24 protein-coding genes and 1 pseudogene are annotated in these 20,589 nt (G+C 22.3%); 2 read left to right on the top strand and 23 right to left on the bottom strand.

Annotation, left to right across the window (positions count from 1 at the left end; all coding sequences use genetic code 11):
- The 4 genes from DU473_RS07105 to DU473_RS07090 all read right to left on the bottom strand — a co-directional run.
- Positions 1 to 399 (bottom strand): VirB8 family type IV secretion system protein (locus DU473_RS07105; protein ID WP_262868233.1); only part of this gene is annotated, 399 nt, incomplete at its 3' end.
- Between the two features lie 12 nt (positions 400 to 411).
- Positions 412 to 540: a hypothetical protein gene (locus tag DU473_RS08490; protein ID WP_262868231.1), complete on the bottom strand. Its 129-nt coding sequence runs from the start codon at positions 538 to 540 to the stop codon at positions 412 to 414.
- Positions 541 to 542: 2 nt separating this feature from the next.
- Complete coding sequence (locus tag DU473_RS07100; RefSeq protein WP_131186867.1) at positions 543 to 3,002, bottom strand: VirB4 family type IV secretion/conjugal transfer ATPase; 2,460 nt, start codon at positions 3,000 to 3,002, stop codon at positions 543 to 545.
- Between the two features lie 251 nt (positions 3,003 to 3,253).
- Positions 3,254 to 3,571, bottom strand: coding sequence for a hypothetical protein (locus tag DU473_RS07090; protein WP_131186865.1), 318 nt, complete (start codon positions 3,569 to 3,571; stop codon positions 3,254 to 3,256).
- Between the two features lie 789 nt (positions 3,572 to 4,360).
- On the opposite strand from DU473_RS07090, the gene DU473_RS07085 reads away from it, so the two are divergent.
- Positions 4,361 to 5,938, top strand: a complete 1,578-nt coding sequence (locus DU473_RS07085) for a relaxase/mobilization nuclease domain-containing protein (RefSeq protein ID WP_131186864.1) — start codon at positions 4,361 to 4,363, stop codon at positions 5,936 to 5,938.
- A gap of 327 nt (positions 5,939 to 6,265) precedes the next feature.
- On the opposite strand, the pseudogene DU473_RS07080 reads toward DU473_RS07085, so the two are convergent.
- From DU473_RS07080 to DU473_RS07005, 16 genes and pseudogenes are all read right to left on the bottom strand, one after another.
- A pseudogene (locus tag DU473_RS07080) lies at positions 6,266 to 6,580 on the bottom strand (hypothetical protein); the annotation flags it as partial.
- A 267-nt stretch (positions 6,581 to 6,847) separates the two neighbouring features.
- Positions 6,848 to 7,216, bottom strand: coding sequence for a hypothetical protein (locus tag DU473_RS07075; protein WP_131186862.1), 369 nt, complete (start codon positions 7,214 to 7,216; stop codon positions 6,848 to 6,850).
- A 177-nt stretch (positions 7,217 to 7,393) separates the two neighbouring features.
- Entirely contained in the window at positions 7,394 to 7,819 is a 426-nt protein-coding gene (locus DU473_RS07070) for a hypothetical protein (protein ID WP_131186861.1), read from the bottom strand.
- Positions 7,816 to 8,232 (bottom strand): hypothetical protein, encoded by a 417-nt coding sequence (locus DU473_RS07065; RefSeq protein ID WP_131186860.1) that lies wholly within the window; start codon positions 8,230 to 8,232, stop codon positions 7,816 to 7,818. The genes DU473_RS07070 and DU473_RS07065 overlap by 4 nt, the downstream gene beginning before the upstream one ends.
- Positions 8,229 to 8,636: a PTS mannitol transporter subunit IIABC gene (locus DU473_RS07060; protein ID WP_131186859.1), complete on the bottom strand. Its 408-nt coding sequence runs from the start codon at positions 8,634 to 8,636 to the stop codon at positions 8,229 to 8,231. The genes DU473_RS07065 and DU473_RS07060 overlap by 4 nt, the downstream gene beginning before the upstream one ends.
- Positions 8,637 to 8,639: 3 nt before the next feature.
- Positions 8,640 to 9,023 (bottom strand): hypothetical protein, encoded by a 384-nt coding sequence (locus DU473_RS07055; protein WP_131186858.1) that lies wholly within the window; start codon positions 9,021 to 9,023, stop codon positions 8,640 to 8,642.
- Between the two features lie 18 nt (positions 9,024 to 9,041).
- Complete coding sequence (locus tag DU473_RS07050; RefSeq protein WP_131186857.1) at positions 9,042 to 9,260, bottom strand: hypothetical protein; 219 nt, start codon at positions 9,258 to 9,260, stop codon at positions 9,042 to 9,044.
- Between the two features lie 11 nt (positions 9,261 to 9,271).
- Positions 9,272 to 9,577 (bottom strand): hypothetical protein, encoded by a 306-nt coding sequence (locus DU473_RS07045; RefSeq protein ID WP_131186856.1) that lies wholly within the window; start codon positions 9,575 to 9,577, stop codon positions 9,272 to 9,274.
- Positions 9,578 to 9,589: 12 nt separating this feature from the next.
- Positions 9,590 to 9,931, bottom strand: coding sequence for a hypothetical protein (locus tag DU473_RS07040; RefSeq protein ID WP_131186855.1), 342 nt, complete (start codon positions 9,929 to 9,931; stop codon positions 9,590 to 9,592).
- A gap of 462 nt (positions 9,932 to 10,393) precedes the next feature.
- A complete protein-coding gene (locus DU473_RS07035) occupies positions 10,394 to 10,843 on the bottom strand; it encodes a hypothetical protein (protein ID WP_131186854.1) in 450 nt (149 codons plus the stop codon).
- Between the two features lie 13 nt (positions 10,844 to 10,856).
- A complete protein-coding gene (locus DU473_RS07030) occupies positions 10,857 to 12,086 on the bottom strand; it encodes a toprim domain-containing protein (RefSeq protein ID WP_131186853.1) in 1,230 nt (409 codons plus the stop codon).
- Positions 12,086 to 13,012: a nucleotidyl transferase AbiEii/AbiGii toxin family protein gene (locus DU473_RS07025; RefSeq protein ID WP_131186852.1), complete on the bottom strand. Its 927-nt coding sequence runs from the start codon at positions 13,010 to 13,012 to the stop codon at positions 12,086 to 12,088. Before DU473_RS07025 ends, DU473_RS07030 begins: the two co-directional genes overlap by 1 nt.
- Positions 12,975 to 13,307 carry a hypothetical protein gene (locus DU473_RS07020; protein ID WP_244985452.1) on the bottom strand — a complete coding sequence of 111 codons (333 nt, stop codon included), beginning with the start codon at positions 13,305 to 13,307 and terminating at the stop codon, positions 12,975 to 12,977. The genes DU473_RS07025 and DU473_RS07020 overlap by 38 nt, the downstream gene beginning before the upstream one ends.
- 32 nt (positions 13,308 to 13,339) lie before the next feature.
- Positions 13,340 to 14,134, bottom strand: coding sequence for a TrbM/KikA/MpfK family conjugal transfer protein (locus DU473_RS07015; RefSeq protein ID WP_131186851.1), 795 nt, complete (start codon positions 14,132 to 14,134; stop codon positions 13,340 to 13,342).
- 75 nt (positions 14,135 to 14,209) lie between these two features.
- Positions 14,210 to 15,166 carry a type IV secretion system protein gene (locus DU473_RS07010; protein WP_131186850.1) on the bottom strand — a complete coding sequence of 319 codons (957 nt, stop codon included), beginning with the start codon at positions 15,164 to 15,166 and terminating at the stop codon, positions 14,210 to 14,212.
- On the bottom strand, positions 15,163 to 16,272 hold the full coding sequence (locus DU473_RS07005) for a hypothetical protein (protein ID WP_131186849.1): 1,110 nt from the start codon (positions 16,270 to 16,272) through the stop codon (positions 15,163 to 15,165). Before DU473_RS07005 ends, DU473_RS07010 begins: the two co-directional genes overlap by 4 nt.
- Before the next feature lie 1,295 nt (positions 16,273 to 17,567).
- Here DU473_RS07005 and DU473_RS07000 point away from each other — a divergent pair.
- Complete coding sequence (locus tag DU473_RS07000) at positions 17,568 to 18,410, top strand: replication initiation protein (protein ID WP_131186848.1); 843 nt, start codon at positions 17,568 to 17,570, stop codon at positions 18,408 to 18,410.
- 14 nt (positions 18,411 to 18,424) lie between these two features.
- Here DU473_RS07000 and DU473_RS06995 read toward each other — a convergent pair whose 3' ends face one another.
- From DU473_RS06995 to DU473_RS06985, 3 genes are all read right to left on the bottom strand, one after another.
- Positions 18,425 to 19,048, bottom strand: a complete 624-nt coding sequence (locus tag DU473_RS06995; RefSeq protein WP_131186847.1) for a hypothetical protein — start codon at positions 19,046 to 19,048, stop codon at positions 18,425 to 18,427.
- A gap of 9 nt (positions 19,049 to 19,057) precedes the next feature.
- A complete protein-coding gene (locus DU473_RS06990) occupies positions 19,058 to 19,726 on the bottom strand; it encodes an AAA family ATPase (RefSeq protein ID WP_131186846.1) in 669 nt (222 codons plus the stop codon).
- Positions 19,727 to 20,227: 501 nt separating this feature from the next.
- On the bottom strand, positions 20,228 to 20,461 hold the full coding sequence (locus tag DU473_RS06985) for a hypothetical protein (protein WP_131186845.1): 234 nt from the start codon (positions 20,459 to 20,461) through the stop codon (positions 20,228 to 20,230).
- Between the last annotated feature and the right edge of the window lie 128 nt (positions 20,462 to 20,589).

Raw genomic sequence — 20,589 nt, 5'->3', positions numbered from 1 at the left:
AGTTGTATAAATTGAATTTGGTGCTCTAACTAAATTTGAAAATGTATCCCAAACATTTTTTCCAGATTGTAATCTAATCTCTTCATAACGCTCACTATCATCTATACGATTAATTGTTTCTCTTTTTTTTACATAACCTGCCAAAATTGATTTTAATAGATTTTCATCAGCTCTCATATCCATTCCCGCTTGTTCTATTTTTACAAAGTTAGTTTCTGGATCTGAAAAAAACACGAGATAAGGTTTAACTTCTTTAAAAGGGGTAAGAAAAGAAATAGCAATAGCAAGACAAATTACGATTATAGTTAAAACTATAATTAACCAAAGCATATAAGCTTTTATATTTCTTTCAAGTTGAAATATAAAATTAGGATCTTTTTTATCATCAATAAAAGCCATACTTCAACCTTCTTAGCTAATTTTAATTACATCATAATTACAAGCACAAGGCGATTTTTTAGGTATTTCTTTATTTGTGGTTGCACAGGCACTAAAAAAAAGAAGGCTTGATACTAAAATACTTATTTTTAAAAATTTCATTTTTAACTCCTTAAATTTGGTTTTTGATTTTCAAGATACATATTTCTCCAATCATTAGGATAAAGCTCTTTAAGTTCTCGCATTAACATTACATTGTCGCTAGATGATGAAAATATTCTTAAATGTTTTCCTAAGCGACTTAAATCTATATTCAAAATAGCAGATTGATTAGCAAGGTTCATTTTTAATAAAACCTGTCTTGAATTAGTTCCTGCTTCTTGTAAAAACTTAATTTCTGTAGGTGTTAAATTAAGTTTATTTCGCATATTTTCAAGCGTTTGGGCGTTTGTAGTTGGAAAAATAATAAAATTTGCTATATTTTCTAAGAAACTTGCACCTTTTGGGATATCATCAAAAAAGCTTAAGTTTTGAAAACCCATACACATAACCCCGCCTATTTTTCTAACTTCAAGAATGCTTTCAAGAATGCTTTCACGCATATTTTCGTCCATTAAAAAGTCTTTTAATTCATCAATAAAACAAAAAAAGCCTCTTTTTTTAGAATTTTTGGCTGAATTTTTTAATCTGTGAAAGATATAAGAAGCAGTTAGTCCTGCCATAGTTGGATTTTTTAAAATACTATCCATATTTAATATTGAAAGCTGTTTGCTAAAGCTTAATGCGTCTTCTTTATTATCGAAAATACTTTGTTTAAAAGGTCTTAAACGTCCCTTAATATCATCTTCGTCAAGTTGAAGACTATCTATAAAATCGCTAAGTGTAAAAATATCTTCTTCGGTTTTATTACTATATAGTCTTTCAATTGTTCGTGTTATTTCATTGATTGCGTTATATTGTGTATCGCTTAAATTAGCCATTGTTCGAATAAAGTTTTTTAAAAATTCTTTATTTTCGCTTGTATAAGGTAACGCAAAAGGATTTAGTTTAAAATCGCTAAAATCAGCGTCGTGATATTCTCCGTTAGTATAAGTTGCAAAATTATACATACCACGCAATTTATCCATTGAAAAAATATCAATATCGTATTTGTAAAGATTACACATTAAAAACTGAGCTAGTGTTGTCTTACCAGCACCAGTTCCACCTATAATCATAGTATGTCCGCTTGGTTTATCTCCTTCTGGTGTCCAGTGAAAATTAAAAAGATAAGGCGTTCCGCTTAAATGTCTAAAAATAGTTACAGGTTCATCGCCCCAGTCGTTCTTATCAAATCCTAAAACATCTTTTTCAAAACTAGCAATACTTGCTAAATTAGAAACTTTTAGTGTTCTTTTCCTAGCATTTAAATTTGCCCTACTTGGAAAAAATGAGAAATATAAAGCTTTTTGATTTATCGTTTCTCTTACTATATTTAAATTTTGATTAGCTAAAATACCTTTTAACTCATTTGTTTTAGTTTCTAAATCTTCTAAATTTTCTGCTAAAATATAAACTGAAAAGCTAACAAGCATTAAATTTTCTCTATCAGCTTTAATTTTTTCTATAAGTCCGCTAAGTTCATCTTTTATAATTTGTGGTGCAAAAGCTCCAGTATCTTTTATCTTTTTAATTGCTTTTTCTTTTTCATAAGATCTCATATTAATAAAAACGGTAAAATCATTTGAGCTTCTTAAAATTTTAGTGCTAATGTGTGAAGTAATTACATCGGTTTCATAAGCTTTAATACTTATAAACCTTGAAAACATTTCTTTTCCGTCGTTTCGTCGAAAAACAATATAATCTTTTTTAAATTCCACATCTGAGCTAATATAACTATCAGTAATCAACTCATTTGTATATTTAAATTTAGTTTCTTGAGCATTTGAGTAAGTAGCATAAAAATTTAAAATATCATCAGCCGTAATTTGAATAGGCGTAAATGAAGATAAAGCTCTTTTTGCTTCATTAAGGGTTTCTTCAATTAAAAGTTTTTTGGCTTCAAGATTAAAATTTTCTTTTTCTTCTTTGCTTTTTTCTTTTTCTTTGGTGGCTCTATTTTTAAAATTTTCTAAAGCTCCACTAATTTTTTTATCAATAGTAGATATTATAAGATAATAAGTAATTTGAAATACATCTTTATAATTTTCCCACTTTTCAATAATTTGATTAGCAAAAACATTTTTAGTTAAAGAATGTTTTTTAGAAAGTTCTATTTTATCTTTTTTAATAATTAAATTAATTTCTACATCAGTGCTAATTTTTCCAAAAAATTGCACGCGACTTTGCAAATAAGATAATTCTTCTTCAAGTGAATTTCCAGAATATGAAATTCCTTTAACTTCCAAAGCAACGCATAAATTTCCGTCTTTTGTTACTAAAGTATTTTCGTCAAGTTTAAAAGCTATATTATTTTCTTTAGCCATTGTAAAAATTTTAGGCTCAGCTAACATTAAAATATTGTCAGCTCCACGATTTATTTTATTTATATATTCTTTAAAATTTTTCTTTTCTTTTTTTCCTAAATTTTCTTTTTTAGGTTTATTTTTGAGTTCTTTTAAATAAGTAAAAATGCTTGTTCCCATTTTTAGCCTTTATGCGTAATATTTATTTTGGGGAATTGAAAATTTGGCGAAAATAATTTGATAGATATCTTCATCAAAAAATTCTAAAATAAAGAAAAAGCAATATAAAAAAGCAATAACAATAAGTGAGTATAAAACTAAAAAGAACCACGCGACAAATCCTAAAATAATTAAGGCAAACCAGCTTGTGCTAGTTAAGCCTTTAATTTTTGTTTTACAAGTAAGATCGCGATAACAGCTTGTTTCAGTCATTAGTTCATACCTGCTGCCGAAAGTCCATAAATTACACCGATAATTACTAATGCACCAAATAATAATTTGGCGTGATTTTTTATGCCTTCCATATTAAAAAAAGCCATAAAAAGCATAATAACTATCCAAATTACACCCATTACAATAGACATTGTATTTATAATACTTGATACACTTGTGCCTACGTCGGTTACTTGTTCATTAACGCTTGTTGCTAATTTTGATGCAATATTATTTCCATTTGCTCCAAAAAGTAAAATTGGAGAAATTGATATAAAAAGCAAAAACGTTAAAGTTTTTTGAAAAATATTTTTCATAAAACTTTCTCCTTGAAAAAATTTTTTTGCGTTACGCAAATAAAATTATAATGTTGCAACTTTTACCGACATTTTGCGACTTAATAAAAGCTTAAAATATCTATTTTTTGGATATTTGAATTAAAATTATTTCTTTAAAAAATATTTAAATAAATTAATTTTTGTTTATTATTTTTTATAATTTTTGATTTCTTGTATAAGCTATATTTCCTAAGTTTTAAAGACTTTTTTTGTAAAAAAAGCCACCATTATTTTTCCGCAAAATGTCGGTAAAAGATTTTTTTTTATTTTTTTTAAAAAATGGGTTTTAATGGTATATTTTTTTATTATTTTTCAAAGTATTTTTTTAAAAAAAGAAAACTTAATAAATTTAATTATTTTTTTAGAATATTTTAAAAATTTATAAATCAAATCATTTATTGATTTATTTCTTTTTATTTCTTTTTTCTAATTAGAAGTTATTTTTCTTATCATTGAGTATTTTTTCAAGTTATTAATTTTAGTTTTTCTTATTATAAAAATATTACTTAGTAGATGTTTTATTTAAAAAATAAAATTTAATTTTATAAATATTTTTTTTCTTTATTTATTTTTAAAATCAAAAATCAAAAAAATCTTTTTTGATTTTATTTTTTTGTAAAAAAAATCTTTTTTGTGTTTAAATGCCTTATTTATAAGTATTTAAGCACAAAAAAAGCCACTATAAAGGGTTATCCTGCCTCTATTCTAAAAATTATATTTTTAATACAATCTATAAAAATATTTATAAAATAAAAAAAGGTTAAAACTTTGAAAAAATCTTTTGATGAGTATTGGGAAGAAATTCAAAAAATTAAAAAAGCAAGTTCAGTTATAAAAGACAACTATAAACGCAATAAAATTTTTAATAATTTTGTTAATAGTTATTCCATAAAGCATAATATTAATAATATTAATCAAACTACCTATTCTAAACAAGCAGTAGTTAAGCTTTGTTCTAATTTATCTAAAGATGGAGCAAAAAGAGCAATAGATTATATTTTAAATAGTGCTGATACTCCTTATCTTGTAAATGAAAAAGGGGAAGAGATTTTAACAGAAGATGTGATAAAAGATTGGAAAATTGATTTTTCAAATCAAAAAAATGCTAAAGACGCTTGGCATTTGATTTTTTCTATTAAAGAAAATCCTACTGAAAAAAACTTAGAAATTTTAAAAAAAAGCGTCAAAGAAACTATGGATAATAATTTTTTTGGTTATAAGTATGTAATGGCAATACATACTCATCAAAATAATCCACACATTCACATTGTTTTAAATAAAAGAAATATTTTAACAAAAAAGAAAATTCATTTTAATACAAAAGACGATATTAAAGATTTTTGGAATGATGTTAGAAGTAATTTTTCTATGTCTTTAAGTTCTAAAGGATTACATTATCATAATCAAACTTCTTATGAAAAAGATTTAGATAGAAAATATCAAAAAATAAAAAGCACTTTATATCTTGATGAGATGGATACAAAAAAAGATTTAAGCGATATGATTTTAAATATAATTAAAAAAGAAAGTAAAAAGTTAGAGAATAAAAAATCTAAAATTGATATTTTAAATAATGAAAGTTTAGAATTAAAGAAAAATAGATTAGATCTTATAAATCTTTTTAATCAATATAAAAAGAAAAATAATAAAAAATATTTCAAGCTAGGAAAAGAGTTAAAAAAAGTATCAGATGATTTAAATAAAATTGATTTAAAAATACTATCAGAAATAAAAGAAACTCAAAAAATCGATGAAAAGATTTCTCTTTTAAATAAAGAGCTTGATAAATACAATTATCAAAACATTGTGGATACAAAAAATCTAAAGAATTTTGTTGATTTTATGCGTAAAAATAAACTAGCGACAAAAAGCGATTATGAACTTTTAGAAAAAGTTAAATTATCCATTTTAAAAAGCGACGATAATCTGGATAAAAGTTTAAAAAATACCATAGAAACCAATACTATCCTAACAAAACTCTTTAATGGTAAAAAAGAAAGCATTTTTAAAATAGAAAAAAAGATAAATAATATAAACAATTACATAGAAATTTTAAAACAATCAAATGCTGAAGTAAAAGAATATGAAAACTATTTAAAAACTTTAGAAAAGAATAAAAATTATTTAAAAGAATATGCTAAAAATCGTTTTGAGAATTTAAAAATTTCTATTTCTAAAAATAAAAATAAACTACCTTTAAATGCTTACATCATACAAGAATATAAAAAAGGTTGCGAGTATTTAAATATCAAAGATGATTTAAATTTAACTTCTGTAAAAATTGATAAAATCAATTTTGGCGGAATAAATAAAACTAAAAATAATAAAAAAGACTTAAAAATATAAATAAAAAATTTTATTGCTATTTTACCGACATTTTGCGACTTAATAAACACTTAAAATAATTGTAAAATAGACATTTAAAAGCATTTATATAAATATAAAATTTTACTTAAATTATTAATATTTTTTATAAAAAATCTATTATAAAGCCTATTTATAGGCTTTATTTAGGATAAGTAATTTCCGCAAAATGTCGGTAAAATATTTGTATTATAAAAAATTAAAAAAATATATTTTTTAGCTTATTTATTATCTTGCATAAAATCTAGGGGCATCATTTACAGGACAATAAACATTTTTTTTAAGATCATTATCACAATAAACACTTACAATTTTATAATCTTTTTTATCATTTGGATTTAATAAGAAAACATAATTATTATATAAAAAACCTTTTTCCCTTTCTAACGTGCTTTTCATTTCTTTGATTTTACCTTCTGGATTTTTAATATCGCTAATTGCTCTTATTGAAACATAATCATAAAGCTTATAATTTGGATATTTTTTCATAATTTCTTTATTAGCTAAATCAAATAAAGTTTGATCATTTCCATTATTTTTTAACTCGACTAAATCTCCATCACCACAACCTATAATTAAAACCATAGCTCCTAAAGCTAAAACACTTGTTAAAATTTTTTTCATTTTTTACTCCTATTTTTAAGATTTAAGTTTATATTTTTTACAAATTTTTAATTTACTCCTTTTTTATAGTAAAAAAATTATAACTTTTTTACTTTAAAAAAGCTTTTTAAGGTTTAAGAAAACTTAAACAAGCAAATTCCCATTTTTCCATAACTTTAAGTTTCAAGCTAAAAAGCTTAAAACTTAAAAAAGCTAGTTAAATATCTTTAAAGCTCTTATTTTATAGTATTTTAAAGGTGATTTTATTTAATTTGAAAATTAAACTTTTCAAGCTTTATTTTTGGAATATTTTTTCAATTCTTTTAATACTTTTTCCCATTTGTATTTTTTATCTTTTTCAATTTGTTTTATATTGTCTTTAAATTTTAAAAATATATTTTTATTTTCATCTCTTAAAATTTCTAATTTTTCCCTTTGATTAAAATCCATACCCCAAAACACACAAGCAAATAATTCGAAAGCATTAACAATATATTCATCTTCATCATTTGAAAATTCATAACTTCTAAGACTAAAGCCTTTTTCTAATTCAGATAAAAAAACAAACAAATCTTTATTAAGATTATTTACAGAAGGTAAGTTTTCTGCTCTTAACTTAATTTTACTTCCATTTTCTGTAATATAAACTTTTTCCATCTTTTATCCTTTATCTTTGTTTTCGTATTATAATTATAGTATATTTATACTTAATTTATACTTAATTTATAGTATTTTTATAGTATTTTTATAGTATAATCACACTCCAAAAACCAAAACAAACCTAAACTTTTTCTCCCTTTTTTACTATTCTTGTTTGAAATATAATATTATTTATTAATGGTTTTTCATATACTCTATAATATATTTTTTTGCCGTTTTTATATTTACATTTGCATGTAAAGCGATTTTTTCTAAATTATAATTTCCTTTTTCATCTTTATAACTATCTGAAAATAATCCGCTTAAAAGGGAGAAAATTTGCTCTCTTTTATTCTTAGCTCTATTTTTATTAATTTTGACCATATTAAGAGTTCTCTTGCTCTTATTTTCTTCTTGAAACTGACTTAATCCTATTATTTTAAACTGCATAAGCAATTCATTATTTTTTTTGCATTTCTTACATTTTGCAAGCAAGATCACTTCTTCATTAAAAGAAGTTAATATCTGCTCTGCTTTTTCTAAACTCTTTAAACTTCCTAAACTTGTATTATTAGTTCCTTGACAATTAATACAAGTCCAGATTATTTTATTTGTTTTCATAGTAATTTTTCATCTATTGTCAATGTCACAAAACAAGAAAATACAACAATAAATAGAATAAGTGTAATAGGAAATTGCAAGTCGTAAAGTTTTCTAAAATAATTGAGACTAAAATTAGCGTTAGAATAATAAAAAAATAAAAAAAGCAATGGAGTAATAATTAATAAAAATATTAAAATGCCAACTATTTTATTTTCTAAATTTATTAATGCTATACAAACAATGGATAGGCTGAAAAATAAAACAAAGCCTATCCCATAATAAACACCCTCTATCGCTGAAAAAAAGTTCCATAAATTTTCAAATATTAAAAGTGTTAAATTTATAAAATCTTTTCCAAAAAAAATAATAAAAGCAATAATGCCTATATAAATAGCATAGACTAAAATAAATTTTTTATTTAATAAGTTCATTTTAACTCCTGATTATAAGCCCATAAAAGCCCATTTAAAATAACAATAAATATAAGAAAGTAAGAATTAAAACTATCCAAGCTTAATTCAATACCAAAAATATATAATATAGCTATAAATAAAGGAACTAAATATAATGAAACCCTTAAGACTTGATAAGTTCCATAAAACCAACATATAAACATAAGAAGAAGGCACAAAAACATAAAATTTAAAACAAAAGATATATTATCTATACCAATATAATTAACACTTTCTACAAATGCTAAAAATAACTCTTTCAAAACATTTTTTATAAAGCTCCAAATTTCGCTTTTAAAAATACAAATTAAAACTATAATACATAAATATAAAAAATAACTCTGTATATTTTTTTTGGTTAATATTTTAGTTACTAAATTCATAATTTAATCCTCATTATCTGCCTTTGCAATTATACAAGAGACGGTCAAAATAAAAATGCAATTAATAAAAATTGTCACGCGATCAAATTTTATTTCATTAATATAGTAAATTGAAATAATTATAGGAATAATTATTAAAGAACATGCCAGAATAATATTAAAACCTTTTTTTAAGCCAACAATCGAAAATATTACTAAAAATAAAAAAGCAATAATTAGATAAGGTGATAAGAAAAAAATAAAATCCCAAACAAAATGCAAAGCTATAGGAATTAACTTTAAAAAATCTAAAATTTCTTTAAAAAAAATAGTGATAAAAGTAATAATACCTATATAAACAACATAAGCTAAAAACATTTCTTTTTTGGTTAATTTTTCCTCACTCATTCTTGTATCTCCTTTTTTCTATACAAAAAAATTAATTATTCCAGCAACAATTTGATTAGCCATTTCTTTATTATAAAATACACCGATTGAAGACAAAATATAGAATACAAAAAGAACAGGTTTTAATGTGTAACCTAATCGTTCTTCATATTCAGTCTTAGGTGGAACGAATTTTTCCAAATTTATTCCACAAATAAATATCATTGTTATAAATCCAAATAAAATCCAAGAAGCCATAATAATTCTTTCTATTTATTAATTTTCTCTGCAATAAAATTGATAAGTCTGTAAGCTTCAGACAACATAAGTAAATTAATACTCTTTATTTTGTCAATTTGTTCATAAGAAAGCAGTAAAAATCTTTTTTGCTTTTCTTGATCAACACCAAATTGAAAATTTATTTTTCTTGTGTAACCTTTAAGCTTAATATAGTCCTTATTTTCTAAATAAAGTTCATTAACAATATTTTTTAAAAAATTTCCATAATCTTTGTTATAATCAAGTTCTAAAGCAATCATTTTATTATTAAAATCAACCTGTATATTTTTTTTCATAATCCACTCCGCTTATTCTTTTATAAAATCTTTAACATTTATTTCTAAGCTTGATAATCTTTTAAAAGTATCTTCAGCACTCACAAAAGCAAACTTGATACTATTTACAATATGATATTTTAAAATTTCGTAGCTCTCTTGAAAAAACTCATACTTAAGAAAATAGACTTCAATTTGATTGTTTTCTTGATTATAATTTAGTGCAATTTCGCCCAAATCAAAAAATCTAGCAATATTATCTTTTTCATCTTTACATTCTAAAAAAGCATAAGCGTCTTTATTATAGATATTTCTCTCACCCTTTAGAACACTTTCTAAATCAAAAAACTTATTTTTAGTAACTTCAATTCTCATTTTTATCCTTTGTCTTTGTTTTCGTATTATAATTATAGTATATTTATGCTTAATTTATATTTAATTTATAGTATTTTTATAGTATATTTATACTATAATCACACTCCAAAAACCAAAACAAACCTAAACTTTTTCTCCCTTTTTAAAACTTATCTTAAGTCCTTTTTTGTTTTAGTAAAATAAAAAAGGATCTTAAAAAGAAAGGATAATAAACAAAAGGATTTTTATTTCTTAATTTTGGGTTTATAAGTAATATTTAGAAGAGTGCGGGGTATTCCCGCTTAATTAAGACTTTGATTTTCCACATAAAACAAATGTTTTATGGGGACTTAGTAAGCAAAATGAGAAAATAAAACCATTTTATAATAACGAAAACAAAGATAAAGGTATTATTTACTGCTTACTAATATAGTGAATTATATCAAATTTTTATTAAAAATGGCTTGTTTTTTATTTGTTGTTTTATTTGCTATCAAATATTTGAAATCTAATAAATTCTTTAGCATAAAGATCTGCATAATATTTTAAAGCATCTAAATTGCTATTAAAACCCCAAAAGCCAATAATTCCAAAAATTCCAAAAAATCCTATATTTGCATAAAAAACAAAATCAAAATCTTCACTTTTTATAAAATTTGAAATTAAAGCAATAATACAAATACCTATACTAAGTAAAGACGCAAAAAAACCTTCTATATATTTTCTTCGATCTTTACTTTTCATAATCTCTTTTATGAAGAAAAAAATATTTTTCTTGATGATATCTTTTTTTAGTTTTTGCTCATTAATATTAGCTTCATTACAACTTTTAGAAATAAAATCAAATTGTTTGTCTATATCGTATTTTTTTATATATTGTTCTAATGCAATTGATTTTATAATTTGAATATTATCATAAATACTATTTTGCATTTTAATCCTTAGATTAATTTCTTTCTTTTTTATTGTTAATTCTACCTAAATACGCATTAAATTCTTCAAATTTTTTTCCTAAGATCTTTAAATTTATAAAACTTTCTAATTTTGGTTTTAAATAAGAAACTAAAGGAATATCATTGTTTGATATTTCTTTAATAAGTTCTGTTTTTTTACTCTCTATTAAAACACTTTTTTTATCAAGTAAATATTCTGTTTTTTCTTGTAAAGAATTTATTTCTTTTTGTATATCTTCTAAAGAAAAATCTTTTTTTAGATTAAAAACTTTAAAAATAAGTAAATCATCATTAAAATCTTTTAAATTAGGTTTTTCTTCTATAATTTCTCTTTTTTTGAAACATTCCTTCGTTTTTAATTTAAAATCAAGTCCTTTTTCATCATTATCAAATCCTAAAACAATCTTGGCATTTTTTGCATTTTTTTCAAAATAAGCAAAAATTTCTTTGTGGCTTTTAGTGATTTGTCCGTTTGTAGCACAAAGTAAAGTATCATTTGGATTATAATTTTTAAGTTCAAAAAGACTAAGACTATCTATCATACTTTCTGTAATAATAATAGTTTTTATATTCTCTATTTTTTGTTTATTATCTTTATTTCTAATAATTTCAAGTCCTTTATTTCCATAACAAAGCTGTTTAATAGGTTTGCTATATATATTTCCTTGCTTATCGTGTGTAATTGGCTTTCTTAGGTAAGCTATATAACCGCTAGAATTAATAAAATCTTTACCTTGAAAATTATCTAAAATATAAGTAGGCACACAAACATTGTAATGTTTATCTTGTTTTAGAGTATTAAAGGTTTCTAAAATTTCTTGAGAAATTAATCTATCATCATTAAAAAAATTTTTTTGTTTAATTGTAGTAAAAGCTTTATAGTTATTAATAGCTTCTATTGAAGCTTTATTTATAGATTTAGAAGGCTCTATATTATGTTTTAATTCAATTTTATCAACTTTTTCATTAAGCAAATTATTAATTTTAATACCCCTATTCTTACAAAAAGAATAAATATTCCCCCTATCATTTTCTTCATTAGGATTAAAATATAAATATTGTCCATTAGTTTGTCTTGTAATAATGATTAAATCGCTTTCATTACTCATAGTAATGAAATTGCGACTACATTTATCTTTTTTGTAAGAATAACCATTTTGCATAAGTATTATATCAAAAGGGAGAGTGAGTATTTCTTCGTTAAAAACTTTAGATTTTGACATTATCTTTCTTTAGTTCTACTTTGATTAGACATTTTTTTACATAAATCTAATTCTTTTTGATTTAAAACTTCTTTCAAAGTGCCTTTAGGAATTATATTTATATTTTCAAAATTATTTAATTTTGAAAAAGATGTTTTAATTTTTTCTTCTAGATCCTTTTTAGTATTTGGAATTAATATATCAGCTTTTTCAATATAATATTGTAAATTTTTTTTTAAATTTGAAATGTCTTTATCGATTGCTTGTTTTTTGTTATAAGAATTAAAATTTTCATCAATGGTTTTATGAAAATTTTGTAAAAAATCTTTTAAAATTATATTATTTTTAGCATTAATTTCTTCATAATTAATTCTATTAAAATCAATATTTTTTAAGTGGCTGATAATATCTTTTGGATCTATATTAGTTTTTTTAATTAAAATATCAAAACTTTTTTCAATATCCATTTTATTATTTGTCAAAATAGTATAAATATCAAACAAATCTCTTGGTTCATCTCTGGAAAGTGAAGTTTCTAACTTATTAACAAAGATATTTTGTATGCTATCTATAAACAAACCATTTTCAAGTTTTACATAATCATTTTTTTCGTGAAATACATAATCATTAACCAAGTCAATTTTGAGATTATTTTCTTTAATATAAAGTTGAGTAAAATATTGATTTGAAACTTTTATTTCAAAATCTATATTATTATCTTTTAACATACTTGTAAAATCATTAAATTCTTTTGGAGTTCGATTTTTAATTCCATTGTTAATCAAGAAAAAATCTAAATCATCAGAAAATCTAAATTGATTATAGTGAAATCTTTGCAAAGCTGTTCCGCCTGTAAGATAAAAATCTAAATTTTCTTTTGCAACTAAATCAAGAATTATATCTTGTGTTTTATACAACTGTGTATATTTTTCTTCTTTTTCCTGCATTTTTTATCCCATAATGTGCGATAAGCTCGTCAAGCCTTTCTTCATAATAAAATCTTTTATGATAACCTAATCTTTGGTTTTGAGAAATTATAAATTCTTTTATCCATTCTTCATTATCGATAATTTTTAAATCTTCAAACATTGTGAGTGAATTTTGAAAAATTGCACTGAAAATTCTTTTTGCAAAATCTTTATCTTGTATATGTTCTACTATAAAACTAGGGGTCATATTAGTATTGCCCCAATAGCAATTTTGTAAAATGTGTTTTGCTATTTGAAGTTTATTTTTTTTCATTGCAACTCTCCTTTTTCACAATTTTACCAAAATTATTTTTTATCTTCATTTATCCAGCAATTTTTATTAATATGAATTTTTTGATAGAAACCTAAATCTATTCTATAATATTTAATTATTCTATCGCTTGTATCTATTTTTCTTTTGTCTGCGGGTAAATTCTTATATTCAGCATAAGTAATTTTTGTTAATTTATCTGCTTTAAATTTATCTTCATCTTTTAAAGAATTATATTGTTCTTGTGTAATTTCTTTTTTTTCATAGCCATTATTCCAATCTTCTTCTGGATAAAATTTTGTGGAACAAACATATTTTAAATTATAATTAGAATATTTATGCGATGAAAGAATTTTACAATTATTATCTAAAGTTGGATTAATTCTATAGCCATAATGATTAATTGTTACAGTAGAACAACCTTCTCCATGACCATTACATTTTTGTATAGTTTCTGTGCTTAAAATAGTTCTTTGATATCTTTTATTTAGATCTGGAACATAGCAAGTTCCTGTTAAATTGACCAAACTATTTCTCCAATCTTCTAAATCTTTATCATCGCTTAAAATAGCTTCTGAACTTCCTAAAGGACAAAGATTTAAAAAAGATTTTCTTGCTTCTAAAGTTTTCCACGGCTTTTTAAAGTGTATTGAAAAATATTTAGCAATAGCGGAACTACATTCAGCTGGTAAAACTGGTGAGGCTAGACACAAAATAGCTTCACAAGCTAATCTTTTATCTCCTGTAAAACTTTGCATATTTGGTATAGATATAGCCAAAACATTAGTTGTATAAAAAACTAAAATAGCACCTAAAATTCTTTTTTTCATTTTTTCTCCTTTTTATATTATAATTATAGTATATTTATAATTAATTTATATTTAATTTATAGTTTTTTTATAGTCTTAAAAAGTGAAAATAGGAAAGCCGTTTTCATCTTTTGGTTGTTGTTGAATATCCTTTAAATAAGGATTATATTCTTTAGGATCTTGTGGCTCTTCGTAAGTTAAATCAAAACTTGGACTTTTGTTTATTTGAGTATTGCCACCATTTATTCCTAAACTTGCTACTGCTTGAGAAAAATAAATATTAAGTTCATATTGTCTTTGGGTCATTTCAAGAATTTTAATTAAAATAGCATTTGTTAATGCTTGAGCCTGTTTTTGATTATTAGCTTTTAATAATTGTTTAGAAAGCTCCTTTAAATCTTTATCCATTTTTACCTTAGTATAAGGATTATTACTTTCATTTTTTTGATAATTATCATAAAAAGATAACATTTTATTTATTTTATCTTGATTTGCTTTAGATGATAAATATTGCTTTGCATTTTCTAAATTTTGAATTTGTATTAGAGTTTCATTATAAGTTTTAGTATCATTTTTGGTTAAAGTTAAAAGCTTTTGATTAAGTTGTTGTATAGATTTATCCACTTCTGTTGTATCGCTTATGGCTGAAATACAAGTATTAACCTTATCTATATATTTTGTTTCTGCTTTTTTAATTTTAATTTGAAAAAAAGAACTTTCTTTTTCCATAAAGTTACAAGCTCTAGTAATATCTTCAATTTCTCCATAAAAATCATCTGGAATAGCTTTAATATTATCATATAAACTTTGAGTTTGACTAATTAATGATTTTGTATCACCTAAAATTTCACTTATAGAAGACATATCTACTCCAAACTCTTTCATTTGCTTTTCAAAATTAGCTGTATCTTTGATCATTTGTTGATATTGGGTTATCATTTGCTTATAATTAGTAACGGCTTGTGCTATACTGGCTGCATCAATTACTGGAATACCTGATGAAAACAATGAAGTTGAAAAAAATAAAGATAAAAATAATTTATTTATTTTCATAATGAAATTCCTTTACTTTCTGGTGTTTTAACTTTAGCCTTATCCATTGTTTTTTTAATATTATTTTCAATTAATTTTTTAGTTTGTTTGTATTTTTTAGGATAATTTTCTTTAAAATTTGGAGTTTCTTTATCAATATAATTAATATATTCTTGTAATTTTTGAGTTTCTTTTAAATCCATTTTTTCTGGATTTTTTGTGAGTTTATCAAGCTCATAATAAAAATTGCGTTCTTTATTCATATCATTGATACCATTTTCAACACTTTTAGTTTTTTGATGAAGCTCTTTAATAAAATCTATTACCACTTCTCTAGTTTTTTCTGTTTGCATAGCTAAATTCAATTTTTCTTCTCTTTGGCGATTAAGTTCATCAAAATTATTTTCTTTTTCTTTTAAAATCAAATTTAAGCTTTTATCCATTTCATACAATGATTTTAAAATAGCACTAAGGCTTTTTGAGTTAAGAAGATTTTCGATAGAATTTTCAAAATTTTGCTCTAACTTTTCCATTTTTTCTTCCATTTCCTTAAGTTTTTGAGCGTGTTCTTTTTCCATTTCTGCAAATTTCTCATCATATTCTTCTTGACTTAAGCCTTTTTTCTCATTATTTTCTAACTGATCTTTTAATTCTTTTTCTTCTTTTGCCATTTCTTCTTTAGTATTATCGATTTCTTTTTGTAATTGCTCTTGTTCTTTTAAAATTGATAAACTTTCATTAAGTTCTGGATTATCCTTTATTTCTTTAAGGTTATTTTCAATAAAAGCCCTTTTTTCGTTAGGAGTTTCATATTCTGTAGTTAATTCAATAAAATTACGCATATCATTGTCAAGTTTTTCTTTTTCTTCTAGAATTTCTAAAGTTTGTTTTGCTTCTTGTGGCAAATCTTCTAATTTTAATTCTTTTTCTAATTTAGCTTTTAACTCTTCTTGATTTTCTAAATCTTCTTGAAAATTAAGTTTATTAATTTCTTCTAATTCCTTTTCTAATTCTTCACTACTTTTTTCTAAATTTAACTCTTCTTTTTTTTCTTTTTCAATATCAAATTGCTCTTGCCATTGTGATAAAATACTCTTTGGAGTTTGTTCTTCTTTAATGTCTTCCATTCTATATCCTTTATATTTTTATTTTTAAATTAAACACAATTATAAAAATAAGGATTAAAACCTAAATTAAGAAAACCGCCACTATTTCATTAAAATTAAAATTAAATTGGTGGCTTATAAAAAACAGAAAAACCCTAAAATAAAGATTTTAAAACTAAATATATCTTTTTAATATTTTTTCAAAAAATAACTCTTTTTTAATTAAAAAATAAAATAAACTCATAAACAAACAAAAATAACTCTTAAATCAAAAAAAGACTAAAAATGATTAATCATAAAGACTAAATAAAAAAAATCAATTCTAGAAGCTTTTTTTAACTAACAAAATAAAAAATAAAAAATAAAAATTTTACTTTCTATATTTTTATTTTTTAAACAGAACTAGCTTTATTATAAAAATAAAAATCTTTATCAAAATAAAATATAAAAAAACATTTTAAGCTTAAAATTAAAAATTTAACTTTTCATTTAAAAAATATTTAAAATTATAAATTTTAAAAAAATTTAAAACAAAATTTAAATTTAAAATTTCTATATAAAATTTATAATAAAAAATATCAATGAAAAAACTCTTCCCCTTTTAAATTTTAATATTTTTTAAATTTTTAGGGTGCTTTCAAAATGCCTTAAAATAAGGTTTTTGAGCTATATTTTACCGACATTTTGCTAAACTTTTACCGACATTTTGCGACTTAATAAACACTTAAAATAATGGTAAAATAGACATTTAAAAGCATTTATATAAATATAAAATATTTAAACATTTTACCGACATTTTGCTATTTTACCGACATTTTGCTATTTAATCAACGCTTAAAATAAGTATTTTTAAGTGTTTAAAGTACTTTTAAAGATAAATTTAAAATTAAATATTTAAACATTTTACCGACATTTTGCGACTTAATAAACACTTAAAATAATGGTAAAATAGTTCTTATTTATTATTTAAACATTTTACCGACATTTTGCTATTTTACCGACATTTTGCGACTTAATAAACACTTAAAATAATGGTAAAATAGACATTTAAAAGCATTTATATAAATATAAAACTTTACTTAAATTATTAATATTTTTTTATAAAAAAATCTATTATAAAGCCTATTTATAGGCTTTATTTAGGATAAGTAATTTCCGCAAAATGTCGGTAAAATATATTGGATATTAAATTTCTTTCAAAATATTAATAATTGCTATATTTTTTATATCTTATTTATAGTTTTTTTATATTTTCAAAGAAAAAAGTAAGTTTATTTCTGTTAAAATCGTATATAAGACGAAAACAAAGGAAATTAATGAGAAAAATTAAAGAAAAAAGAAGTGATAGTCTTATATATCACAATGATTTAAATTGTTTTACATTCAAGAATTTTAAATCTGTAGATTATAATTTATTTTTTACTATTTGCTATTACGCAAGTAAAAATATAAAATCCACAAAGAATATAATTCCTATTTCTCTTTCATTTGAACAACTTAGAGATTTTTTACCTCAAGAAAAAAATAAAAAAAGATTTTATGAAAATGTAGTAGCTTTTGCTGTAAAGTTAAATAATTTAAAAACTTCAAATTATTTTTTAGATAATGAAGGATATAGAATTTATTCGGTTTCATCATTTTTTGATGAAATTACCGTAAATGAAAAGGAAGAGAATATTATTTTTAAAATTAAAGAAAAATGGCTAAATTTAATTGTAAATGTTGTAAAAGAATATACAATAGTTGATTTAAAGACTTTTTGTAAAATTTCAAATAAATATACAAAAAATCTTTATAGGTATCTTTCTCAATGGCAAAGCACAGGTGAATTTATAATTCCTTTTGAAAAATTTAATATTTTACTTGATATTCCAGCAAGTTATGATATAGAAAAAATAGAAAAAAGAATTATTTTTCCTTCGATAAAACTTTTTAAAGATAATAACTATTTTAAAAATTTAGAATATATAAAAGAAAAAGATAAAACTAAACAAGGGCGTGGTGGTCAAGTTACAACATTTACTTTTACGTATGATATTCCAGAAGAAAGAAAAGAAAAAATGCTTAATCTAGGTAAAAGATGGGGTAGAAAAATGAAAAGTGAAAATACTAACCCCCCCCCCCCTGTTAAAAGGGAGACAGTATTAACTTTTAACTGATCTTGTTAGTTTAATTAACCTTTGATTTTGAGAATTAAAAATTCTTTAAAATCAAGATTGTAATCTTTAGCTTCTTTTATTAATTTCATTTGTTCTTCAAAACTAAATAGATTTTTGGTTTCTAAATAAAATAAAATTTTAGCATGACCATAAGCTATCATAGTAGAGTGGCTTAATGCTGTATTTTCTTTTATTTTTTCTTTATCTTCGCTATTAATCCAAGTTGTAATTGAATTTTTTTGATTTTTTTTATCATAGTCAAATTTTTCTATAGTTGCTTCTAGTCCGAGTTTTTTTCTAATAAAAGATTTAGGGCTAAGACCTTTACCTTCTTTTTGTATAAGATTATATATTTCTATAATATCTTTATCTTCAAAATAAGAGTTTTTCTCTAAAATAATTTTTCTTAGAAATTCACTACCGCTTCCTATTCCTATAAATTCTTTTTGAATTCTATTTTTTAATTCATCTCCTAAAAATATTTTATAAGGAAATTTATTTTTTTTACTTTCTTCTTTTCTTTTTTTAGTTACAGTTTTTTTATCTTCTTGTTTTAAATTTTCTCCACTTGCATTATTAGCAAATTCTTTTATATCTTGTATAGTATTTTCGTTTATATTAGCTTTTTTAAATTTCATTTTATCTCCCTATTTTATCTTTTTAATAAATTCACAAAGATTGTTAATTTCTAAATAAGCTTTATCCTTTTTTTCATCTTCAGTTACTCCTAAACCCATTTGAGTAAAAATTTTATATTTTTCTCTTTGAAAAATAACAAAATCAAGCAATTTAATATAATCTTGTTCTACCGATTTAATATATTCTCTTAACTCATCTATTTTTTTACTTAAAAAAGGATTTGTAGAGGCTAGATTGATTAAAATAAATACTTGTAAATTTGGATTTTTAACTTTAGCCATTTTTACAACTTCTATTACCCTATCAAAAACGCTGACATCATATTGACTTGGTATAATTGGAATGATAACAATATCGCTTAAGGCTAAAGCAAATCGCATTTCTTTACTATCTCTACCGCCCGTATCTGAAAGAATATATTTATAATTTTCTTTATTATTTTGTTTTAAATTAAGAAGGCAATCAAAATAAGCTTCTCCTTGTTTAATAATATAATCGAATTTTTTTAAATGTCCTTCTTGGTTTCTAATTGAAACAAAAGTTCCTAAAGATTTTTGCGGATCTGCGTCTATAACTAAATTTTTTGCCCCTTCTTGATATAAAGCTATAGCTAAATTTGCAAGAATTGTAGTTTTTCCACAACCGCCTTTTTCATTACATACAGATAAAATTTTCATTTTTTAGCCTTTAATATCTTCTCTTATAATTATATTTAATTTATTATTAACTTATATTTAAATTATATATTTTTTATATCTTATTTATAGTTTTTTTATATTATATTGTAAAAACGATATATAATGAAAGATTTTTATTTGAGATTATTTTTATTTGTATAGAAACAATTTAATTTTTTTGTTTGCACTTATATTTTTTTAATTATCATCATAGTGTTCTTTAGCATTTTTAAACTATCTAAAAATAAATTTTGTTCTTATTCTTTCATTATTAACTCCTTAAAAATTTTTAACAAAAAATTTATTTTTACTAATTTTAATAATTTTGAAACCTTTTTCTTTAAAAAATTTTTCAAAAAAAATAATCTTTTGAATAGTTTCCACTTTTTATCCTTTATCTTTGTTTTCGTATTATAATTATAGTATATTTATACTTAATTTATATTTAATTTATAGTATTTTTATAGTTTATATTTATTAAAAAATTAAGTAAAAAGTAGATTATGAAATTTTTTCTTGCTCTGAAATGATTTGTTTTGTAGTAATAATTTTGTAAAGTAAAATTGAAAAGATAATATATAATATTATTGAAATTCCTTGTATATAGTAATTAGATTTTATAAAAAAAGTTAAACCATTTGGAAGATCAAAATAAAAAAGAAAACCATTAAATGATGTTCCTATTAAATTAATAATTAAAAATATTTTTAAAAAGTCTTTTTGTATTTTTTTCATTATCTATTGCCTTTATAATTTAATTCTTTAATAACTCTGAATATTCTTCTTTACTCATTGTTTGAAATTTTTCATAATTTACTTTCATTATTTTTTCCATTTTTTCAAAATATTTAAGATAGTTTTAT

The sequence above is a fragment of the Campylobacter novaezeelandiae genome, assembly GCF_004323845.1.
Lineage (GTDB): Bacteria > Campylobacterota > Campylobacteria > Campylobacterales > Campylobacteraceae > Campylobacter_D > Campylobacter_D novaezeelandiae.
This window is presented reverse-complemented; position numbering and strand designations above follow the sequence as displayed.